Origin of the sequence: Leclercia sp. LSNIH8, from assembly GCF_002920195.1 — a bacterium.
Taxonomy (GTDB): Bacteria; Pseudomonadota; Gammaproteobacteria; order Enterobacterales; family Enterobacteriaceae; genus Enterobacter.
This window is the reverse complement of record NZ_PQJY01000005.1, coordinates 108108-126685: the sequence shown is the minus strand read 5'-3', so window position 1 is coordinate 126685 and position 18578 is coordinate 108108. Positions and strand designations below refer to the sequence as shown.

The window sequence follows — 18578 nt, the reverse complement described above, 5'->3', positions numbered from 1 at the left end:
TTGCCCCCAGTCCATAACCCCTACCATCTGTCATGAGGTTTCATGATGAGCAAAGTAAAACAAACGGATATCGACCAGCTGATCGTGCTGGTTGGCGGACGTGACAACATCGCCACGGTCAGCCACTGCATTACCCGACTGCGTTTTGTGTTAAACGACCCGGCCAAAGCCAACCCGAAAGCGATCGAAGAGCTGTCGATGGTGAAAGGCTGCTTCACCAACGCCGGACAGTTCCAGGTGGTGATCGGCACCGAGGTGGGCGACTACTACAAGGCGCTGCTGGCCACCACCGGTCATTCATCGGCGGATAAAGAGCAGGCCAAAAAGGCTGCGCGCCAGAATATGAAGTGGCATGAACAGCTCATTTCACATTTTGCGGAGATTTTCTTCCCGCTGCTGCCAGCGCTGATCAGCGGAGGCTTGATCCTCGGCTTCCGTAACGTGATTGGCGATGTGCCAATGAGCGGCGGCAAAACCCTGGCGCAGCTCTACCCGGCGTTGCAGAGCATCTATGACTTCCTGTGGCTGATTGGCGAGGCGATCTTCTTCTACCTGCCGGTGGGGATCTGCTGGTCGGCGGTGCGTAAAATGGGCGGTACGCCAATCCTCGGCATTGTGCTGGGCGTAACGCTGGTCTCTCCGCAGTTAATGAACGCTTACTTACTTGGTCAGCAGGTACCTGAGGTGTGGAACTTCGGCCTGTTCACCATCGCCAAAGTGGGCTATCAGGCGCAGGTGATCCCGGCCCTGCTCGCGGGCCTGGCGCTGGGGATGATTGAAACCCGTCTTAAGCGTATGGTGCCAGACTACCTCTACCTGGTGGTGGTGCCGGTCTGCTCCCTGATCCTCGCGGTGTTCCTCGCCCACGCCTTTATCGGTCCGTTTGGCCGCATGATTGGCGACGGCGTGGCGTACGCGGTGCGTCATCTGATGACCGGCAGCTTCGCCCCGATTGGCGCCGCGCTGTTTGGCTTCCTCTATGCTCCACTGGTGATCACCGGCGTGCATCAGACCACCCTGGCGATTGATATGCAGATGATCCAGAGCCTCGGCGGCACCCCGGTGTGGCCGCTGATCGCCCTGTCGAACATTGCGCAGGCCTCGGCAGTCACCGGCATCATCATCGTCAGCCGTAAGCATAACGAACGTGAGATCTCGGTTCCGGCGGCCATCTCCGCCTATCTCGGCGTCACCGAACCGGCGATGTACGGCATCAACCTGAAATATCGCTTCCCGATGCTCTGCGCGATGATCGGCTCCGGGCTGGCGGGCCTGCTGTGTGGCCTGAACGGCGTGATGGCCAACGGCATCGGCGTCGGCGGTCTGCCGGGCATCCTCTCCATCCAGACCGCCTTCTGGCAGGTCTTCGCGCTGGCGATGGCCGTGGCGATCGTCGTGCCGATGGCGCTCACGACCGTTGTCTATCAGCGCAAGTATCGTCAGGGCACATTGCAGGCGGTTTAATCTTCTTCGGGGCGCAGTTGCGCCCCTTCGCATTTGCAGGAACGCATTATGAATACCCTTCCTCACTGGTGGCAGAACGGCGTCATCTATCAGATCTACCCGAAGAGCTTCCAGGACACCACCGGGCGCGGCACCGGCGATCTGCGCGGCGTGACGTCGCGTCTCGACTACCTCAAAACCCTCGGCGTTGACGCCCTCTGGCTGACACCGTTCTACATCTCCCCCCAGGTGGATAATGGCTACGACGTGGCAAACTACCTCAGCATCGATCCGGCCTACGGCACGCTGGATGATTTTGACGCGCTGGTGGCCCAGGCTCATGAGCGCGGGATACGCATCGTGCTGGATATGGTGTTTAACCATACCTCCACCCAGCACCCCTGGTTTCGCGAGTCGCTCAATAAAGCCAGTCCGTACCGGGAGTTCTATATCTGGCGCGACGGCACGCCGGAGCAGGCGCCCAACAACTGGCGCTCCAAGTTTGGCGGCAACGCCTGGCGCTGGCACGCCGAAAGCGAGCAGTACTATCTGCATCTGTTTGCCCCGGAGCAGGCCGATCTCAACTGGGAGAACTCGCAGGTGCGCGCCGAGCTGAAAAAGGTGTGCGAGTTCTGGGCCGATCGCGGCGTGGACGGCCTGCGTCTCGACGTGATTAACCTGGTGTCGAAAGACCAGGACTTCCCCGACGATGCGATCGGTGATGGCCGCCGCTTCTACACCGATGGACCGCGCATACACGCGTTTTTGCAGGAGATGAGCCGGGAGGTCTTTACCCCGCGCAACCTGATGACGGTGGGCGAGATGTCCTCCACCAGTCTGGCGCACTGCCAGCAGTACGCGGCGCTCGATGGGCGTGAGCTGTCGATGACCTTTAACTTCCACCATCTGAAGGTGGATTATCCCAACGGCGAGAAGTGGACGCTGGCGAAGCCCGATTTCGTGGCGCTGAAAGCCCTGTTCAGCCACTGGCAGCAAGGGATGCACAACCGGGCGTGGAACGCGCTGTTCTGGTGTAACCACGATCAGCCGCGCATCGTCTCGCGCTTTGGCGATGAGGGAGAGTACCGCGTCCCGGCGGCGAAGATGCTGGCGATGGTGCTGCACGGCATGCAGGGCACGCCTTACATCTATCAGGGTGAAGAGATTGGCATGACCAACCCGCACTTCAGCCGCATCACCGATTACCGGGATGTGGAGAGCCACAACATGTTCGCCGAACTGCGCACCCAGGGGCGGGACGCCGATGAGCTGCTGGCGATCCTCGCGAGTAAATCCCGCGACAACAGCCGCACGCCGATGCAGTGGGACGCCTCCCCCAACGCCGGCTTCACCACCGGCGAGCCGTGGATCGCCCTGAGTGATAACGCAGAGACGATCAACGTCGAGGCGGCGCTGGCCGATCCCGACTCGGTGTTTTACACCTACCAAGGGCTGATTAAGCTGCGTAAAACCCTGCCGGTGCTGACCTGGGGTGAGTATGAGGATCTGCTCCCGGATCACCCGTCGCTGTGGTGCTACCGCCGTCAGTGGCAGGGCCAGACGCTGATGGTGGTGGCTAACCTGAGCCGCGAGTGCCAGCCGTGGCAACCGCAGGCGGTGGACGGCAACTGGCAGGTGGTGATGAGCAACTATGCCGAGGTGTCGCCGCAGCCGGGCACCATGACCCTGCGACCGTTTGAAGCGGTCTGGTGGCTACAGGCATAACCTTCTGCGCCGGGCACCGCGCGGTTGCCCGGCGCACGCTTTTTGGGTGGAAAATCACCCCGATTTCGGCTTGCAAAATTTACAAATCCTCTATCGCGCGTCATCTGTACACTTCGTTTTTTACCTTGTCCTGAATCAAATAAATCGCAAACTTGTTTGATGCAAATCACTACATATAGAACTTAGAATGCTCGCCGACCCAAGATGTTGTATCCATGGTCTATTATTTCCACAAGACGACGGACACCACACAACATAAATTTGTGGATAAAAAGGGTCGAAATCAGGAGAAATCGCGCACGCGTCGAGAGTTACGCTCCCGCGCCTTTTTCCTGCCTCTGTGGATAACCTGTTCTTAAATGGAGTGATCATGACACCGCATGTGATGAAACGAGATGGCTGTAACGTGCCTTTCAAATCAGAGCGCATTCAGGAAGCGATTCTGCGTGCAGCTAAAGCAGCGGGAGTCGATGACGCAGATTACTGCGCCACCGTCGCAGAGGTGGTCAGCAACCAGATGATGGGCCGCAGCAAGGTCGACATTAACGAGATCCAGACCGCGGTGGAAAACCAGCTGATGTCCGGCCCCTATAAGCAGCTGGCGCGCGCCTACATTGAATACCGTCACGACCGGGATATTGAACGTGAAAAACGCGGTCGCCTGAATCAGGAGATCCGCGGCCTGGTGGAACAGACCAACTCCGCGCTGCTCAACGAAAATGCCAACAAAGACAGCAAAGTGATCCCCACCCAGCGCGACCTGCTGGCCGGTATTGTGGCTAAACACTACGCCCGTCAGCACCTGCTGCCACGCGACGTGGTGCAGGCGCACGAGCGCGGGGATATTCACTATCACGATCTCGACTATTCGCCGTTCTTCCCGATGTTCAACTGCATGCTGATCGACCTGAAGGGCATGCTGACGCACGGCTTCAAGATGGGCAACGCCGAGATTGAGCCACCAAAGTCGATCTCCACCGCCACCGCAGTGACTGCGCAGATTATCGCCCAGGTCGCCAGCCACATTTATGGCGGCACCACCATCAACCGGATCGACGAAGTGCTGGCCCCGTTTGTGACAGCCAGCTTCAACAAGCATCGCCAGGTGGCGGAAGAGTGGCAGATCCCGGATGCGGATGGATATGCCCGCTCCCGCACCGAAAAAGAGTGCTACGACGCCTTCCAGTCGCTGGAATATGAGGTGAACACCCTGCACACCGCCAACGGTCAGACGCCGTTTGTCACCTTTGGCTTTGGGCTGGGCACCAGCTGGGAATCACGCCTGATCCAGCAGTCCATCCTGCGCAACCGGATTTCCGGCCTCGGCAAAAACCGCAAAACCGCGGTGTTCCCGAAGCTGGTGTTCGCCATCCGCGACGGTTTGAACCACAAGTTCGGCGATCCGAACTACGACATCAAACAGCTGGCGCTGGAGTGCGCGAGCAAGCGCATGTATCCGGACATTCTGAACTATGACCAGGTGGTGAAAGTCACCGGCTCGTTCAAAACCCCTATGGGCTGCCGCAGCTTCCTCGGCGTGTACGAAGATGAGAACGGCGAGCAGATCCACGACGGGCGTAACAACCTGGGCGTGATCAGCCTGAACCTGCCGCGCATCGCGCTGGAAGCCAAAGGCAATGAAGCAACATTCTGGAAACTGCTGGACGAGCGCCTGGTGCTGGCGCGTAAGGCGCTGATGACCCGTATCGCCCGTCTGGAAGGGGTCAAAGCCCGCGTCGCCCCGATCCTCTATATGGAAGGGGCCTGCGGGGTACGCCTGAAGGCCGACGATGATGTGTCGGAGATCTTCAAAAATGGCCGGGCCTCCATTTCGCTGGGCTATATCGGCATCCACGAAACCATTAACGCCCTGTTTGGCGACAAGCACATCTACGACAGCGAGGCCCTGCGCGCAAAAGGCATCGCGATTGTCCAGCGTCTGCGCGACGCGGTTGACCAATGGAAAGAGGAAACCGGCTACGGCTTTAGCCTCTACAGCACCCCAAGCGAAAACTTGTGCGACCGCTTCTGCCGCCTGGATACCGCCGAGTTTGGCGTGGTGGAAGGTGTCACCGATAAGGGCTATTACACCAACAGCTTCCACCTCGACGTGGAGAAGAAGGTGAACCCGTACGACAAGATCGATTTTGAAGCGGCCTACCCACCACTAGCCAGCGGCGGGTTTATCTGTTACGGCGAATACCCGAACATTCAGCACAACCTGAAGGCGCTGGAAGACGTGTGGGATTACAGCTATCAGCACGTGCCCTATTACGGCACCAACACGCCAATAGATGAGTGCTACGAATGCGGCTTTACCGGTGAGTTCGAGTGCACCAGCAAAGGCTTCACCTGCCCGAAATGCGGTAACCACGACGCCGCCCGCGTCTCCGTGACCCGCCGCGTGTGCGGCTACCTCGGCAGTCCGGACGCCCGTCCGTTCAACGCCGGTAAGCAGGAAGAGGTGAAGCGCCGCGTGAAGCATTTAGGGAATGGGCAGATCGGGTAACCCTCTGCCACATTTATGCCCGGTGGCGCTGCGCTTACCGGGCCTACAATTCGCATTCACACTGTAGGCCGGGATCGCTACGCGACACCCGGCGTGGTTATACACTATGAAGTATCATCAATATTATCCTGTCGACATCGTCAACGGCCCCGGCACCCGCTGCACCCTGTTTGTCTCCGGCTGCGTTCATGAATGCCCCGGCTGCTACAACAAAAGCACCTGGCGACTGAATTCCGGCATGCCGTTTACCGCGGAGATGGAACAGCAGATCATCGACGATCTCAACGACACGCGCATCAAACGCCAGGGGATTTCGCTCTCCGGCGGCGATCCGCTGCACCCGCAAAACGTGCCGGATATCCTGAAGCTGGTGCAGCGCATTCGCGCCGAGTGCCCGGGCAAAGATATCTGGGTGTGGACGGGCTATAAGCTGGACGAACTGAACGATGAGCAAATGCAGGTGGTGGATCTGATTAACGTGCTGATCGACGGCAAATTTGTGCAGGATCTGAAAGATCCGATGCTTATCTGGCGCGGCAGCAGTAACCAGGTGGTGCATCACCTGCGTTGAGTCTTAAAGCCGTTGATTCGCGTCGTGATAGACGGCTGATTTTTCGCGTTTTCCCACTGCGACCACAAATACCGTAATGACCTTATCCCTGACCTGATATACCAGCCGATAACCGGACGAACTGAGTTTAATTTTATAGCAGTCCGGCAAGCCATGTAACCTGGCAGACTCTCTCCGCGGGTTTGACAGGACGACTGCCAGCTTCTTCTTAAACTGACTCTTAACCGTATCACCCAGCTTCTGCCACTCCTTTAGCGCACGTGGATCGAATTCCAGCTCATAGGTCATCCAGACTAACCTTGATCCCTTTTTGCGGATTCGCCAGCCGTTCCCTGACCGTCCTGATCAGTTCATCTTCGCTGTCGCTCACCGTCAAGGTTTTGACCGGCATGCGGCCATTTTCCGCGACATACTGGAACAGAAGCCGAACGGCTTCCGTCGGGGTAATGTTCAGTTTTTCCAGCACGGCATATGCCTCGTTTTTGAGTTTGTCATCCAGACGGACGTTAAGCGTGGCCATTATGCCTCCGGTAAAAACGAATGTGTAATGCAGTTTAGCATTACATTCGCATTACATCGAATTCTGGATAGCGCCTCTCAAAACCGGCTCAAACTCTCCATCGCCACAGTTTTAAACTCCGCGAAGTCGTGACATTGACAGAGTCGCGTCATCGCCCGTTCGCGCAGGAAGGTGACGAAAATATCGTAGATGGCCATCGCCTCTTCATACTCGCTTTTACTGATCGCCAGCAGGAAGATCACGTGCGCGGTTTCATCCCCCCACTGAATCCCCTGCGGGGCCAGCACGGTGTAGACCACGGTTTTTTGCGCCAGTAAACCGAGGGAGTGCGGCAGGGCGATGCCGTCGCCGAGCAGGGTGCTGACGATGGCCTCGCGCTCCACCACCGAGTCGAGAAACTCCGCATCCACAAACCCCTCCTCCTGTAGCTGACCGCACAGCTCACGGAACAGCGTCTGCTGGTCGATGGGCTGATTAATCATCCGGAAGTGGCTGGCGTCAAAGTACTTTTCCAGCATCCAGGGGCGCGTTCTGTCCACCAGCACCAGCTTGCCGATCTGCTCAAGCTGATAGTCGGTCGGGAACGGGGCAATCATCACCACCGGCTTGGCTTTTTCGCCGATCCGCGCGGTAGAGATGACAAAATCTTCGCTGATGTTCTCGCACTGCTCATACTCCCGCAGCGTCAGCACGCGCGTCACCTCGATTTGCGGATACTTGCGCTGCAACACGGCCTCGATCATCCGTACCATCGCGTTGCCCGCGTCGCACACCAGCATCACCCGCGGCTGGCGCTGATAGCCAATGTTGTAGTGGCGCTCCAGCCCGACGCCGATATGCAGCACCAGGAAGCCAATCTCGTTTTCGCTGATCACATACGGCGTGTACTTGCCCCAGCTCGAGACCGCCGCCAGGGTCATGTCCCATGCCATCGGATAGTGCTGCTTGATGTTATCCAGCAACGGATTGGGGATCATGATCTGGTAGCGCACCCGGGTGATCATGGTTTTTATGTGGGTCAGCAGATCCGCGTGGAGCTGAGCGTCCGCGAGGAGGTTGTAGTTATAGTGGGTGTTGATATAGCGCAGGATGTAGTTCACCAGCGCCTCTTCATCATCGGCGTTGATGGCGCTGGGGGAGATCTCCTGCACCTGACGCGCGGCGATATGCACTCCCAGCCAGGTCACCTCCGAGGGCGACAGCGTTTTATCTGCCAGCCGGGCGATGGCGCTGGCGATATCCCGCGCAGCGTCGCGCACATTCTCGGCCACCTCTTCAGCGTTAAACTCTGGCAGCGGATAGCCTTCGCTGATACGTCGCACCGTGACCGCGCCGTAGAGCCGTAAAAACAGCTCGCCCTCATCGGTCAGACGGATATGGTGGCGGGTGAAGGTCTCATGCAGCACGGCGGCGAGCTGCTCCGGCACGCCCGCATTGAGTGCCACTTCCGTTACCAGCGGATTAAGGTTGTCCTGCTGCGCCAGCTGCCACAGCAGATCGGTGAGGCAGGCGCGGATCGCCATCTCGCTGCCAAATAGCTTCATGCCGTGACGTGGGCGGGTCTCCAGCGTCAGGCGATAGCGATGAAACCACTCGCGCACCTCCGCCATATCGCTTTGCAGCGTGGCGCGGCTGACAAACCACTCGTCGGCCAGATCCTCCAGCTTGAGGGAGAATGCCGAGGTGAGAAAGCGCACCACCAGGTAGTGCACCCGCTCGGGGCCGGTGCGCGGAATACGCAGCGTCTGCGGATGCGAAGCCTGCAACAGCTGATAGCGCGCCGGATCGTCAATTTTCAGTTGATAGCCGTTACCCCGGCTAAGGATAAACTGCGCCCCGTTCCCCGCCAGTAGCGCGTTCAGCGCGGTGATATCAGCCCGGACGGTACGCGTGGAGACCGACAACCGTTGCGCCAGTTCGTCCTGCGGCAGCGTCTCGTTTTGCAACATCTCGAACAGTTGCGCTAAACGTTGGTTGGGAAATCGCACGGGGTTGTCCTCTTACAGCTTAGGGTGAAATGACCATCTGGGATGGACTGCCGACCGGGGTATAGTCTGGCTCGACGCTCAGCTTGCCGTCCTGCGCCACGCGAAACCGGGTGATGTTGTCGCTGCGCTGGTTCATGACATAGAGCCAGCGCCCCTGTTTATCCAGCGTCAGGGTGCGCGGGTAATCGCCACGCGTCCAGACATCGTCCTGATGCGTCAGCGTTCCTTCCGCCGTTACGGTAAAGTGACCGATGCTGTTATGCAAACGGTTAGCAACATACAACTGCTTGCCATCACCACTTAACGCCAGCCCGGCGGCAAAACTGGTGCCCTTGTAGCCGGCTGGCAGCGCAGAGACGCTCTTGCCCTCTTTCAGCGTACCGTTGGCCTCTACGGCATAATGGGTCAGCGTAGACGCCTCTTCGTTTATCAGCCACAGGGCGTCACCTTTTGGCGTAAAGACGAAATGGCGCGGCCCGGCCCCTTTTGAGGAGGCGCTGATAAATGGCGGATCGTTCGGGGTGAGCTTCCCGGTGCGATCGTCAAAACGGTACTGATAGATACGATCCAGCCCCAGATCGGTGGAAAAAACATATTTCCCGCTCGGATCGGCGGCGATCATGTGCGCATGGGGGCCGTTATGATCGCTGATGGCAAAACTGCCCTCTACGGCGGCTTCAGGTTTAGCGGCACCCGGTTCGCCTTGATCCTGGTGGGTATCCGTGGCATTACCCAGGCTGCCGTCAGCGTTGATCGGCAGCACCGCAATGGATCCGCTGATGTAGTTGGCCACCAGCAGGTGCTTGCCGTTCGGCGTCAGCGAGAAATAGACCGGGCCCGCACCGCCGGATGCCACCTGATTCAGTTCGCTCAGCTCGCCGTTATCCCCTATCCGCAGCGCCTGCACCACCCCCTGCTCCACTTCGCTTGCCAGATAGAGCGTTTTGCCATCGTGTGAGACGGTTAACTGCGCGGCGTTCGGCAGTTTGCTCACCAGCGTTTTGTTGGCGAGCGCACCGGATTGCGGATCGACGGTAAAGCGGTAGAGCCCTTCACCGTTGGGGTTGTAGGTTCCCACCCAGGCATACTGCGTCTGGGCGACAGCGGCGGTGGCAAGCATAGAAAGTGAAGCGACAAGCAGGTTACGGGTGTGCATGGTGGCTCCTGATCGTGTTTCCCTCCCCCGGCGGGAGAGGGTTAGGGTGAGGGACTACTTAACCTGTTTTTTCGTCATCTCCAGCAGCGTACGCACATCCTCCGGACGCGTATCGCCGCTGGCTTTGTCGATAATCGAGCTGTAGATATGCGGGATGATCTTGCTCACGCCTGCATCGAGGGCGATCTGCAGGATTTCCTCAAAGTTTTCCAGATCGATACCCCCGGTCGGCTCCAGCCAGAAGTCGTGACGGGCGCAGGCTTCCGCCACCGCTTTATACTCGTCACGGCATTTCAGGCCGCCCATCGGGAAGTATTTGATTGAGCTGCCGCCGAAATCTTTCAGCAGGGCAATCGCCGTTTCAACCGGTACGATGCCGTCCGGTGCCGCGCTGCTCAGCGGGCCGGTGGAGATTTTCACCATCCCGACGGTGCCGGTCGGGGAGACCAGGCCGTTAACCACGGACTCGCTCTGCCCCAGCAGCGCGCGGCTGGTCGCCACGCCAGTGAAGACCTGGTTGACGTGCTGCGGCTGCACCTGACGGGCGATCTCGCTCACCATCGCCGACTGGTTCGGATCGCCCGCGCCCAGGCCCACAGAGAGCGCATTATCAATCAGGGCGGCGTATTCGCGCATATCGGCGACGGCGCTGTCCACGTCCGGGTAATTTTTGGAGAGCACGCCTACCAGCACATGACCTTCCGCCGCCTCGTAAATGGCGCTGGCGTTGGCTTTCGAGCCGGCCAGCACGTTCAGGCAGACGCGGTCACGGTAAAAATTGGGGGTCAGTTTCATGCGGTTTTCTCCTGCCTAATACTTCGCTGATGCGGCGGTAGACAATGTTCAGTTGGTCAGCGGTGACGCTGCGCACGTCCGCTTCGATAATCCCTTCGTTCGCTTTATAGCCGCGGAAGTAGATGGCGTATTCGCCCTGTTTCAGCGCGTGCACCAGATCGCCGGTGCCGACGCCGGTGGTGGCTTCGTCGAACTTAATCTCGGTGCGGGCGATATCGCGCCCGGCGCTGTCCCACACCACGCGGGCGGTTACGCCATTCAGGGTGTTGAGCGCGTCGATAAACGGCGTCATCTTCGCCACCATCTCCGCCCCGCTCTCTTTGGTCGCCGTCAGGTAGTGTTCGATGGCGCAGGTGAGGCCCAGAATGCCCTCTTTACCCACCTTCATCGCCCGGCCAATGCCCGCCGTCTGACGCTTCACCCACTCCACATACTGGGTTCTGCCAATCACCAGCCCGCTGGTTGGCCCTTCGATCGCCTTCGCGCCGCTGTAGATAACAAGAGAAGCCCCGGCGCGGTAGTAAGTGTGCAGATCCTCTTCCGCTGCCGCGTCGACGATCAGCGGCAGATCGTGTTTACGTGCGACTACCGCCGCCTGCTCCACGCTGAGCATGCTTTTCTGCACGCAGTGGTGCGATTTGATGTAGAGAATGGCCGCGGTGCGCGGAGTGATCGCCGCCGCCAGCTGATCGGCGGAGCATTCGTTGGCGTAGCCCGCTTCCACCAGTCGGCCGCCGCCCAGCGCCACCATGGTGCCCACCGGGGCGCCGAAGTTGACGTTGTGGCCTTTCGGCAGGACGATCTCATTGTTCTCAATCGGGGTGACGTGGAGGTTTTCCAGCAGCCAGTCGCTGTCCTTCACCAGCACCGCCGCCACCGACTGGGCGATGCCCGCCGAGGCGCAGGAGACGACGGTTGCCCCTTCCACATCCAGCAGTTTTGCAATGTATTCACCGGTTTTGTTGACCAGATCCTTCATCTCAAAGTACTGGTTCATCCCCTCCATTGCCGCCTGCACTACCTCCGGGCGCGGGGTGGAGACGCCCAGCGCCGTCATGCGCCCGGAGGTGTTAATCACCTGTTTTAAATTGTATTTCTCAAAAATTGAAGGCATGTTCCGTGCTCCCTTGTTCGGTCATGTAGCCCTTGCCCGCGCGGATCGCGGCAAGCGGCACCAGAATGTGTTCAGCCTGCAGGCTGTCGTTTTCGGCATCCACCAGCAGCGTTGGCTGGCGCTTAAGGGTGAAGAGCGTCAGGTCGGCGTCGAGACCCGGCTGAATGCGGCCTTTGCGCGTCAGGCGCAGGCCGTCGGCGGCATTGGCGGTGACGCACTCAATCACCTGCGGCAGCGACATGCCGATAGCGAGGAATTTCGACATCACGCTCGCCAGCGAGCCCACCGGGCCGTTGATGCGGTTGCGGCAGTAGATATCCGAGCTGATGGTGTGCGGCAGAATGCCCATCGCGATGGCGCGTTTCGCCACCTCAAAGCTGAAGCTCGCCGTGCCGTGGCCCACGTCCAGCCGCACGCCGCGCTTCAGGGCGGAGGTGATGGAGGCGCGCAGCTCGCCGGAGGGGGTCAGAATGCGGTTCGGTTTGCCGTTGTAGCAGTGGGTAATGATGTCGCCTGAACTCAGCAGCTCGGCGATTTCGTCGAGGTTTGGCGGGTTGTTGCCAATGTGCACCATCAGCGGCAGATCGCCGTTCTCTTTCTGGATGGCCTTCGCACGTTCCAGCGGCGTAATGCCATTCTCGCCCACCACGCTGCTGCTCATGCGCGCTTTCAGGCCGACGATAAAATCAGGGTGGCGCTTTACCGCCTGCTTTACCGCATCGGCGTCGATATTGGCCATATTGGCCAGCTCGTTCTGGGCAATCAGCCCCACGCGGGAGATGTTCAGCAGGGCAAATACCTCGGTAGAGGCGTTGCGGGTGATGGCGTAAAAATCATCCACGTCATCCGCCCCGGTGCTGCCCGCATCCACCACGGAAGTGACGCCGGTGGCGATACCGACGCTGTCCGGCTCGTCGTGATAAATCGGCGAGTTCGGGTAGCAGTGAACGTGGGAATCAATCCAGCCCGCGCTGACCCAGGTGTCACCGTTGAGCTCAACGGTGTGCTGTGCGGGATCGGTGATGTCGCCAACCGCCGCGATCTTCCCGTCCTGAATGGCGATATCGGTCAGGGTATCGTCGGTGAGGCGCGCACGGCGCAGGAGTAAATCAAACATGGGGTTCTCCTGAGAAGGCGGGCGCCGGAGCGCCCGCGGGTATTAAAGGGCGACCGGGAACAGCCAGCCTAAAAGCATTGCGCCGAGGATGGCGCCACCGGTAATCGGCTTCTGCCAGATATAGAACAGCAGCGCGCCCAACAGGGAACCGATGCCGATCGGGATTGAGGCGGTCATGGCGCTGAGGATAATCAACGGCCCAAGGAAGCGGCCAGAGGCGTTACCCGCGCCCATCATCACGTCTGCCCCGTAGGTGGAGTTGCTCTGATTGATGGTGAACTTACGCGCCAGGATGATGACGTAGCCAATCGCCAGGCCAATCACCAGGCCGGTTGCCAACGAGGCGATAAAGTTGGTCACCGGGAACATGATGCCCGCGCCCAGCAGCAGCGCCGGCACGCCTAAGCCGACGCCGGTCTGGATCGCCCCGCCGATATCCAGAATCCCCACCAGGGAGCCTTCGATAATACGGGCGAACAGGAAGCTGGCGCCGAACGCCGCCACCGCGCCGTAGGCACCGGTATCGATGCCCGCTTTCAGCATCGCCACGAAGGCCACTTCGTTAAAGGCGCCGATGCCGTAGAGGTAATACATGTGTGTCCCGGCGAAGACGCCGGAGGAGAGCAGGCCAACAAAGATCGGGAACGACCAGTCGGCATACCAAAAACCTTTATTCTGTTCCATTTAGAGGCTCCTGTTACTTGCCGCTGAGCGAGTTGTGGATCATGTCGAGCCAGTTCGGCACGGTCAGATGGAAGGATTCGATCATCTTCATGTCGAAGCCGCGGAAGAAGCCGCTCAGCACGAAGAGCAGAACGATGGCCGCCATCATCACTTTGGTGACGTGGTTCCAGCCGCTCTCTTCCACCCCTTTACCGATCAGAATACCCAGTACCAGACCCGGTACGGCGTTACCCATAATCAGCTGCGCCGCGCCGCCAAAGACGGTGGCCCAGAAGCCCGATTTTTTACCCGCATCGATGGCCGCCAGCCAGAAGATCACCGGCATCACGGTGTTAACCAGCAGGTTTGCCGCCGGCACCAGCACCTTAACGGCGGTGACCTGCAACGCAGCCGGAACGGAGGAGGCGGTGAGGTTCAGGAAGGTGACGACAATCATGCCGATCACGCCGCAGGCGATCGCCATTTTGCGGGGATCGTGCAGTGTCTCGCCGACGTTGCGGTTTTTGATCATCAGCGCCGCGGCACCCCAGTTCGGGATGATGCGGTGGTCAACGTCCTGGGTGAAGGAACCCGCCGCAACCGACGAGGCCCAGGCGTTAAAGAAGAAGCCTAACCCAAAGGAGAAGTGGGACGCCGGATCCCCCTCGCAGGAGTTCAGCTCCCCCAACGTACGAAACGCGCCCATACCCTGTGTGGTAGGCGCATTAAACATGCGTGCAGCCCCGGCCCCAACGCCGACGCCAACCAGGCCGCCGATGATGAGCGATTTTATTAAAATTATCAGGAACATTCGTCTGCCCTATTAGTAAGAATCAGCGTTGCGTGACAAAGTCCACCTGGTCCAGATTGATGGCAGTCACGTTGACGGTCACGTCCAGCTCCACGCTGTAGGTGCGTCTTTCCCGGCGCAAAAAGAAGAACAGAAACGCCTCTTTACGCACCGCTTCTTGCGCCTGAACAACCTGCACATCCTGTGGCTCAATACGCAGTAAGATATGCGGCGATGCTTTCATCACCGCGGCCTGAACATGGTTCAGCGCGTCGGCAAAGGCGCGCGCTTTGGCGTCGCCCTTGCCCTTCACTCTCACCGTGGTGGTGAACTGTTCTTTCATGCTTATGCGCCGTGCTTCTTCTGCCACGCCTGGACCAGACGCTCGCCCAGCTCTTCTTTATCCATAAAGCCAAAGCCGAGCACGTTGCAGCCTTCGTTGATGGCGGTGACGCCTTCATCGACCGAGCGCATGCCATACTTCGCTTTGTAGCCATATTTGGTCTGGGCGGTGATAGCACCCGCGCCGCCGCTGCCGCAGAAGGAGATACCGAAGGTGGCATTCTCCGCCTTCATCACGTCGCCCAGCTTCATATCTGCCGCCATGCCTGGCACCACGACCGCACGGCCACCCGCTTTTTCAACGCCTGCTGCAACCTTCTGGCCTTTACCCAGGCGATCGCCGATGACGACTGTAATTTGTTCCATGATGTGCTCCTTAAAGGTTGTCTTTGGCGACTTCGAAGTGAACGGAGAGCAGCCAGGCTTCTTCATCAGGAAGATTGCCAAACTGCGCCACCACTTCACGGGCAAGTCGCATGGATTCTGGTGAAATTTCGTCAAACAGGTCAGCCTCGACCTCCGGCAACGGCTCGCCGGTTACCGACCGGTGCGCCATGGCGCGAACGTGGGAGGTCAGCATCTGCTCCTGAACGGCATTGGGGATAATGTGGTGATGACTAAGCAGGGCGAAAATCTGCCTGAGCATGGTGTCGGCCAGCTGTTCAGTTTGCGCCGCCTGGTCTCCAGTGTCGTTTATTACCGTTCCGTTAATCACTCGTCTTACCCCGTTATTGGCTCTGGGATAAAACTAACGCCGGGTGTCAGGGGTTTGTAGCGAGTTGTTTTCCACTTCGAAGTGGAAAGGAGAGCGGCACCAGTGATCTGTGCCACATAATTGCGCTGAATAACGATTTTTCGCTGGCCTAACGTGATGAATATCACGCTCCTGAACGGCAAAAGCCACGTTGTGGAAGTGAAAAAGTTTACGAACAGACTCGTAGAAGTGTGAGCTGGATAAGGTTTTCTTATGAGGATTCGTTAGAGTGGCCGTGGGTGCTTGAGACTGACCGTCTCATGCATGGGACGGGAAGTGGAAAGCCCCGCCTGACGAAAAATCAGGGCGGGGGCTCGAAACGACACGTCCGAACACGTGGAGTTCGCTACCTCGCCCGCTTTAAAAGCAAGGAGGCATCCATGAAAAGCACAAAACTTATTATCAGAGTAACAACGATTGCCGCAATAACAGCAATCCTGCTCACACTGATAACCCGGCGAAACCTGTGCGAAATTAGCTATCGCAAAGGTTCACTGGAGGTGACTGCCCGACTGGATTGCAACTCTGGCAAGGAGTAGAGCGAGTATGCGGGGGGAGTACAATCCCCCTGCATTTCATGAGTGTATCAAGGACGTAAGGCTCAGGCACCCATTAACGGTATTTTTTGTGATAGGTATTGCGCGTGGTAACAAAGCCATCGGCTGCCGCCTGGGCCTCTTTTACTTTGCCTTCGTTCGCCAGCTTCAGCGCGCCGTCAATCTGGCCCACCAGCGTCTCAAGGCCGTGGCGGAAATCTTTCATCTCCGGGCTATCTTCCGCTTTGCCTTCCAGCTTTGGCGGGGTCTCTTTTTGCGCGTCTACCGCGGCGGTGCGCATTTTGGTTAACGCCTCTTTCATCTCAGCCGCGTTATCGGTTTTTTGCACCACTTTCAGGTTTTCGCTGAGGGTGTCCATATTGTCTTCCAGGTCGGCAAAGACCGAGGTGCTCATGACCAGCGATGACGCTGCGAGGATAGCTAACAGGGTTTTACGCATTGCTCACTTCCTTTTTTATTATTAAAAAAAGCGCACCGAAGTGCGCCTGGTATTATTGACCGGCGATTTTCATTTCCGGCAGAAGAACGGAACCGCACTGGATATTGCTGCGTGTCTCAATATCGTTGCCCACCGTCACGATATTACGCCACATATCTTTCAGGTTACCGGCGATGGTAATTTCACTCACCGGATACTGAATCTCACCGTTTTCCACCCAGAAGCCAGACGCCCCGCGCGAGTAGTCGCCGGTGACGCCGCTCACGCCCTGCCCCATCAGCTCGGTGACCACCAGCCCGGTGCCCATCTCTTTCAGCATCTGCTCAAAGCTCAGGCCGCGGCCCGGAATGCGCCAGTTGTGGATGCCGCCCGCATGGCCGGTGCTCTTAAGCCCCAGTTTGCGTGCGGAATAGTTGGTCAGCAGCCACTGGGTCAGGATGCCCTCTTTGACGATATCGCGACGCTCGGTGCGCACGCCTTCGCTGTCGAACGGTGTGGAGGCCAGTCCTTTCAGCAGATGCGGGTGCTCTTCAATGGTCAACCACTCCGGCAGGATTTGCGTACCCAGCGCATCGAGCAGGAAGGTGGATTTACGGTAGACCGCGCCGCCGGCAATCGCGCCGACCAGATGCCCGAACAGCCCGGTCGCCACTTCATTGGCAAAGATAACCGGTGCTTTCATGGTAGAGAGTTTACGCGGAGCCAGGCGGGATAAGGTGCGTTTTGCACACTCCGCCCCAACCCACTCTGGCGACTGTAGATCGCCCATCGCGCGGCCAATGGTATAGGCGTAATCGCGCTCCATGTCGCCGTTCTCTTCGGCAATCACGCAGCTGGAAAGAGAGTGACGGGTGGAGCAATAGCCCTGCAACATGCCGTGGCTGTTGCCAAAAACTTTAATGCCGTAGTGGCTGTTAAAGCTGCCGCCTTCGGTATTGGTGATGCGCTTATCGGCATTAAGGGAGGCCTGCTCCGCGCGAGCGGCGAACTCAATGGCTTCGTCCGGGGTCACTTCCGCCGGATGGAAGAGATCCAGATCCGGGGCCTCAAAGGCCAGCAGCTCTTTGTCAGCCACCCCGGCATAGGGGTCTGGAGAGGTGTAGGAGGCGATATCCAGCGCCGCCTGGACGGTCCGCGCAATGGCGTCAGGGCTTAAATCGGTAGAGGAGGCGCTGCCTTTACGGTTCTGGTGATAAACAGTAATCCCTAATGCGCCATCGCTATTAAATTCAACGGTTTCCACTTCGCCATAGCGGGTGCTGACGCTCAGGCCAGTGGTTTTGCTGACGGCGACTTCTGCCCCGTCCGATTTCGCTGACGCCAGCTCCAGGGCCATGGAGACGGCCTCTTCCAGTGCTTTACGCTGCGCTGCAACTTGTGAGATCACTTTCATCGTAAATGCCATAATGTAAGGTGTAGTTAGCTGAAGTCTAACAGAGAACCGTTTCTCAGTACGCGTCTAAACTGGTAACATTAGCCTCTTTTTTTAAGGAGCCTGACATGACTAAGCAGCCCGAAGACTGGCTCGACGACGTTCCCGGTGATGACATCGAAGACGAAGATGATGAGATCATCTGGGTCAGTAAAAGTGAAATTAAACGCGACGCCGAAGAGTTAAAACAGCTTGGTGCGGAGATGGTAGAGCTGGGTAAAAACGCGCTGGATAAAATCCCGCTCGACCCGGATCTGCGTGCCGCCATCGAACTGGCACAGCGCATCAAGAAAGAGGGCCGTCGCCGCCAGCTTCAGTTGATTGGTAAATTATTGCGCCAGCGCGACGTAGAGCCGATTCGCCAGGCGCTGGATAAGCTGAAAAACCGCCACAACCAACAGGTTGCGCTGTTCCATAAGCTGGAGCAGATCCGCGATCGTCTGATTGAACAGGGCGATGACGCCGTACCGGAAGTGCTGAACCTGTGGCCAGATGCCGATCGCCAGCAGCTGCGGTCTCTGATCCGTAACGCGAAGAAAGAGAAAGAAGGGAATAAACCGCCGAAGTCTGCGCGTCTGATCTTCCAGTATCTGCGCGAGCTGGCGGAAGCCGAAGATTAATATTTTACTTACTGTTTGCCGGATGGCGGCGTAAACGCCTTAT

20 protein-coding genes are annotated in these 18578 nt (G+C 58.4%); 6 read left to right on the top strand and 14 right to left on the bottom strand.

Annotation, left to right across the window (positions count from 1 at the left end; genetic code table 11):
- Window positions 1–45: 45 nt before the first annotated feature.
- From treB to nrdG, 4 genes are all read left to right on the top strand, one after another.
- Window positions 46–1464, top strand: a complete 1419-nt coding sequence (treB, locus tag C3406_RS15310; protein ID WP_199182724.1) for a PTS trehalose transporter subunit IIBC — start codon at window positions 46–48, stop codon at window positions 1462–1464.
- Between the two features lie 48 nt (window positions 1465–1512).
- Window positions 1513–3168 carry an alpha,alpha-phosphotrehalase gene (gene treC, locus C3406_RS15305; protein WP_103823051.1) on the top strand — a complete coding sequence of 552 codons (1656 nt, stop codon included), beginning with the start codon at window positions 1513–1515 and terminating at the stop codon, window positions 3166–3168.
- Window positions 3169–3538: 370 nt separating this feature from the next.
- Window positions 3539–5677, top strand: a complete 2139-nt coding sequence (nrdD, locus tag C3406_RS15300; RefSeq protein WP_103823050.1) for an anaerobic ribonucleoside-triphosphate reductase — start codon at window positions 3539–3541, stop codon at window positions 5675–5677.
- Between the two features lie 106 nt (window positions 5678–5783).
- On the top strand, window positions 5784–6248 hold the full coding sequence (nrdG, locus tag C3406_RS15295; protein WP_103823049.1) for an anaerobic ribonucleoside-triphosphate reductase-activating protein: 465 nt from the start codon (window positions 5784–5786) through the stop codon (window positions 6246–6248).
- Between the two features lie 3 nt (window positions 6249–6251).
- Here the strand turns inward: nrdG and C3406_RS15290 are convergent, their stop codons facing one another.
- The 12 genes from C3406_RS15290 to C3406_RS15235 form a co-directional block, all read right to left on the bottom strand.
- Window positions 6252–6536 (bottom strand): type II toxin-antitoxin system RelE family toxin, encoded by a 285-nt coding sequence (locus tag C3406_RS15290; protein ID WP_103178030.1) that lies wholly within the window; start codon window positions 6534–6536, stop codon window positions 6252–6254.
- A complete protein-coding gene (locus tag C3406_RS15285; RefSeq protein WP_103823048.1) occupies window positions 6526–6768 on the bottom strand; it encodes a type II toxin-antitoxin system RelB/DinJ family antitoxin in 243 nt (80 codons plus the stop codon). The genes C3406_RS15290 and C3406_RS15285 overlap by 11 nt, the downstream gene beginning before the upstream one ends.
- Before the next feature lie 77 nt (window positions 6769–6845).
- Complete coding sequence (locus tag C3406_RS15280; protein ID WP_103823047.1) at window positions 6846–8756, bottom strand: BglG family transcription antiterminator; 1911 nt, start codon at window positions 8754–8756, stop codon at window positions 6846–6848.
- 19 nt (window positions 8757–8775) lie between these two features.
- On the bottom strand, window positions 8776–9912 hold the full coding sequence (locus tag C3406_RS15275; RefSeq protein WP_103823046.1) for a lactonase family protein: 1137 nt from the start codon (window positions 9910–9912) through the stop codon (window positions 8776–8778).
- Window positions 9913–9966: 54 nt separating this feature from the next.
- A complete protein-coding gene (gene dagF, locus C3406_RS15270) occupies window positions 9967–10707 on the bottom strand; it encodes a 2-dehydro-3-deoxy-phosphogluconate aldolase (RefSeq protein ID WP_103823045.1) in 741 nt (246 codons plus the stop codon).
- Entirely contained in the window at window positions 10679–11821 is a 1143-nt protein-coding gene (locus C3406_RS15265; protein ID WP_103823044.1) for a DgaE family pyridoxal phosphate-dependent ammonia lyase, read from the bottom strand. Before C3406_RS15265 ends, dagF begins: the two co-directional genes overlap by 29 nt.
- Window positions 11805–12938, bottom strand: coding sequence for an amidohydrolase/deacetylase family metallohydrolase (locus C3406_RS15260; RefSeq protein WP_103823043.1), 1134 nt, complete (start codon window positions 12936–12938; stop codon window positions 11805–11807). The genes C3406_RS15265 and C3406_RS15260 overlap by 17 nt, the downstream gene beginning before the upstream one ends.
- 42 nt (window positions 12939–12980) lie before the next feature.
- Complete coding sequence (locus C3406_RS15255) at window positions 12981–13622, bottom strand: DUF4310 family protein (protein WP_103178023.1); 642 nt, start codon at window positions 13620–13622, stop codon at window positions 12981–12983.
- Between the two features lie 13 nt (window positions 13623–13635).
- Window positions 13636–14412 (bottom strand): DUF4311 domain-containing protein, encoded by a 777-nt coding sequence (locus C3406_RS15250; RefSeq protein ID WP_103823042.1) that lies wholly within the window; start codon window positions 14410–14412, stop codon window positions 13636–13638.
- A 22-nt stretch (window positions 14413–14434) separates the two neighbouring features.
- A complete protein-coding gene (locus C3406_RS15245) occupies window positions 14435–14734 on the bottom strand; it encodes a DUF4312 family protein (RefSeq protein ID WP_006810338.1) in 300 nt (99 codons plus the stop codon).
- Between the two features lie 2 nt (window positions 14735–14736).
- A complete protein-coding gene (locus C3406_RS15240; RefSeq protein ID WP_006179053.1) occupies window positions 14737–15099 on the bottom strand; it encodes an SFCGS family glycine-rich protein in 363 nt (120 codons plus the stop codon).
- Window positions 15100–15109: 10 nt separating this feature from the next.
- Window positions 15110–15448, bottom strand: coding sequence for a glycine dehydrogenase (locus tag C3406_RS15235; RefSeq protein WP_103823041.1), 339 nt, complete (start codon window positions 15446–15448; stop codon window positions 15110–15112).
- A gap of 299 nt (window positions 15449–15747) precedes the next feature.
- Between C3406_RS15235 and C3406_RS26880 the strand changes: the two genes are divergently transcribed.
- On the top strand, window positions 15748–16026 hold the full coding sequence (locus tag C3406_RS26880; protein WP_309236373.1) for a Hok/Gef family protein: 279 nt from the start codon (window positions 15748–15750) through the stop codon (window positions 16024–16026).
- Between the two features lie 73 nt (window positions 16027–16099).
- Here C3406_RS26880 and cybC read toward each other — a convergent pair whose 3' ends face one another.
- Together cybC and pmbA are read right to left on the bottom strand one after the other, a co-directional pair.
- On the bottom strand, window positions 16100–16483 hold the full coding sequence (gene cybC / locus C3406_RS15225) for a cytochrome b562 (protein WP_103823039.1): 384 nt from the start codon (window positions 16481–16483) through the stop codon (window positions 16100–16102).
- 52 nt (window positions 16484–16535) lie between these two features.
- Complete coding sequence (gene pmbA / locus C3406_RS15220; RefSeq protein ID WP_103823038.1) at window positions 16536–17888, bottom strand: metalloprotease PmbA; 1353 nt, start codon at window positions 17886–17888, stop codon at window positions 16536–16538.
- A gap of 95 nt (window positions 17889–17983) precedes the next feature.
- Between pmbA and yjgA the strand changes: the two genes are divergently transcribed.
- A complete protein-coding gene (gene yjgA / locus C3406_RS15215; RefSeq protein ID WP_103823037.1) occupies window positions 17984–18535 on the top strand; it encodes a ribosome biogenesis factor YjgA in 552 nt (183 codons plus the stop codon).
- The last annotated feature ends 43 nt before the right edge of the window (window positions 18536–18578 follow it).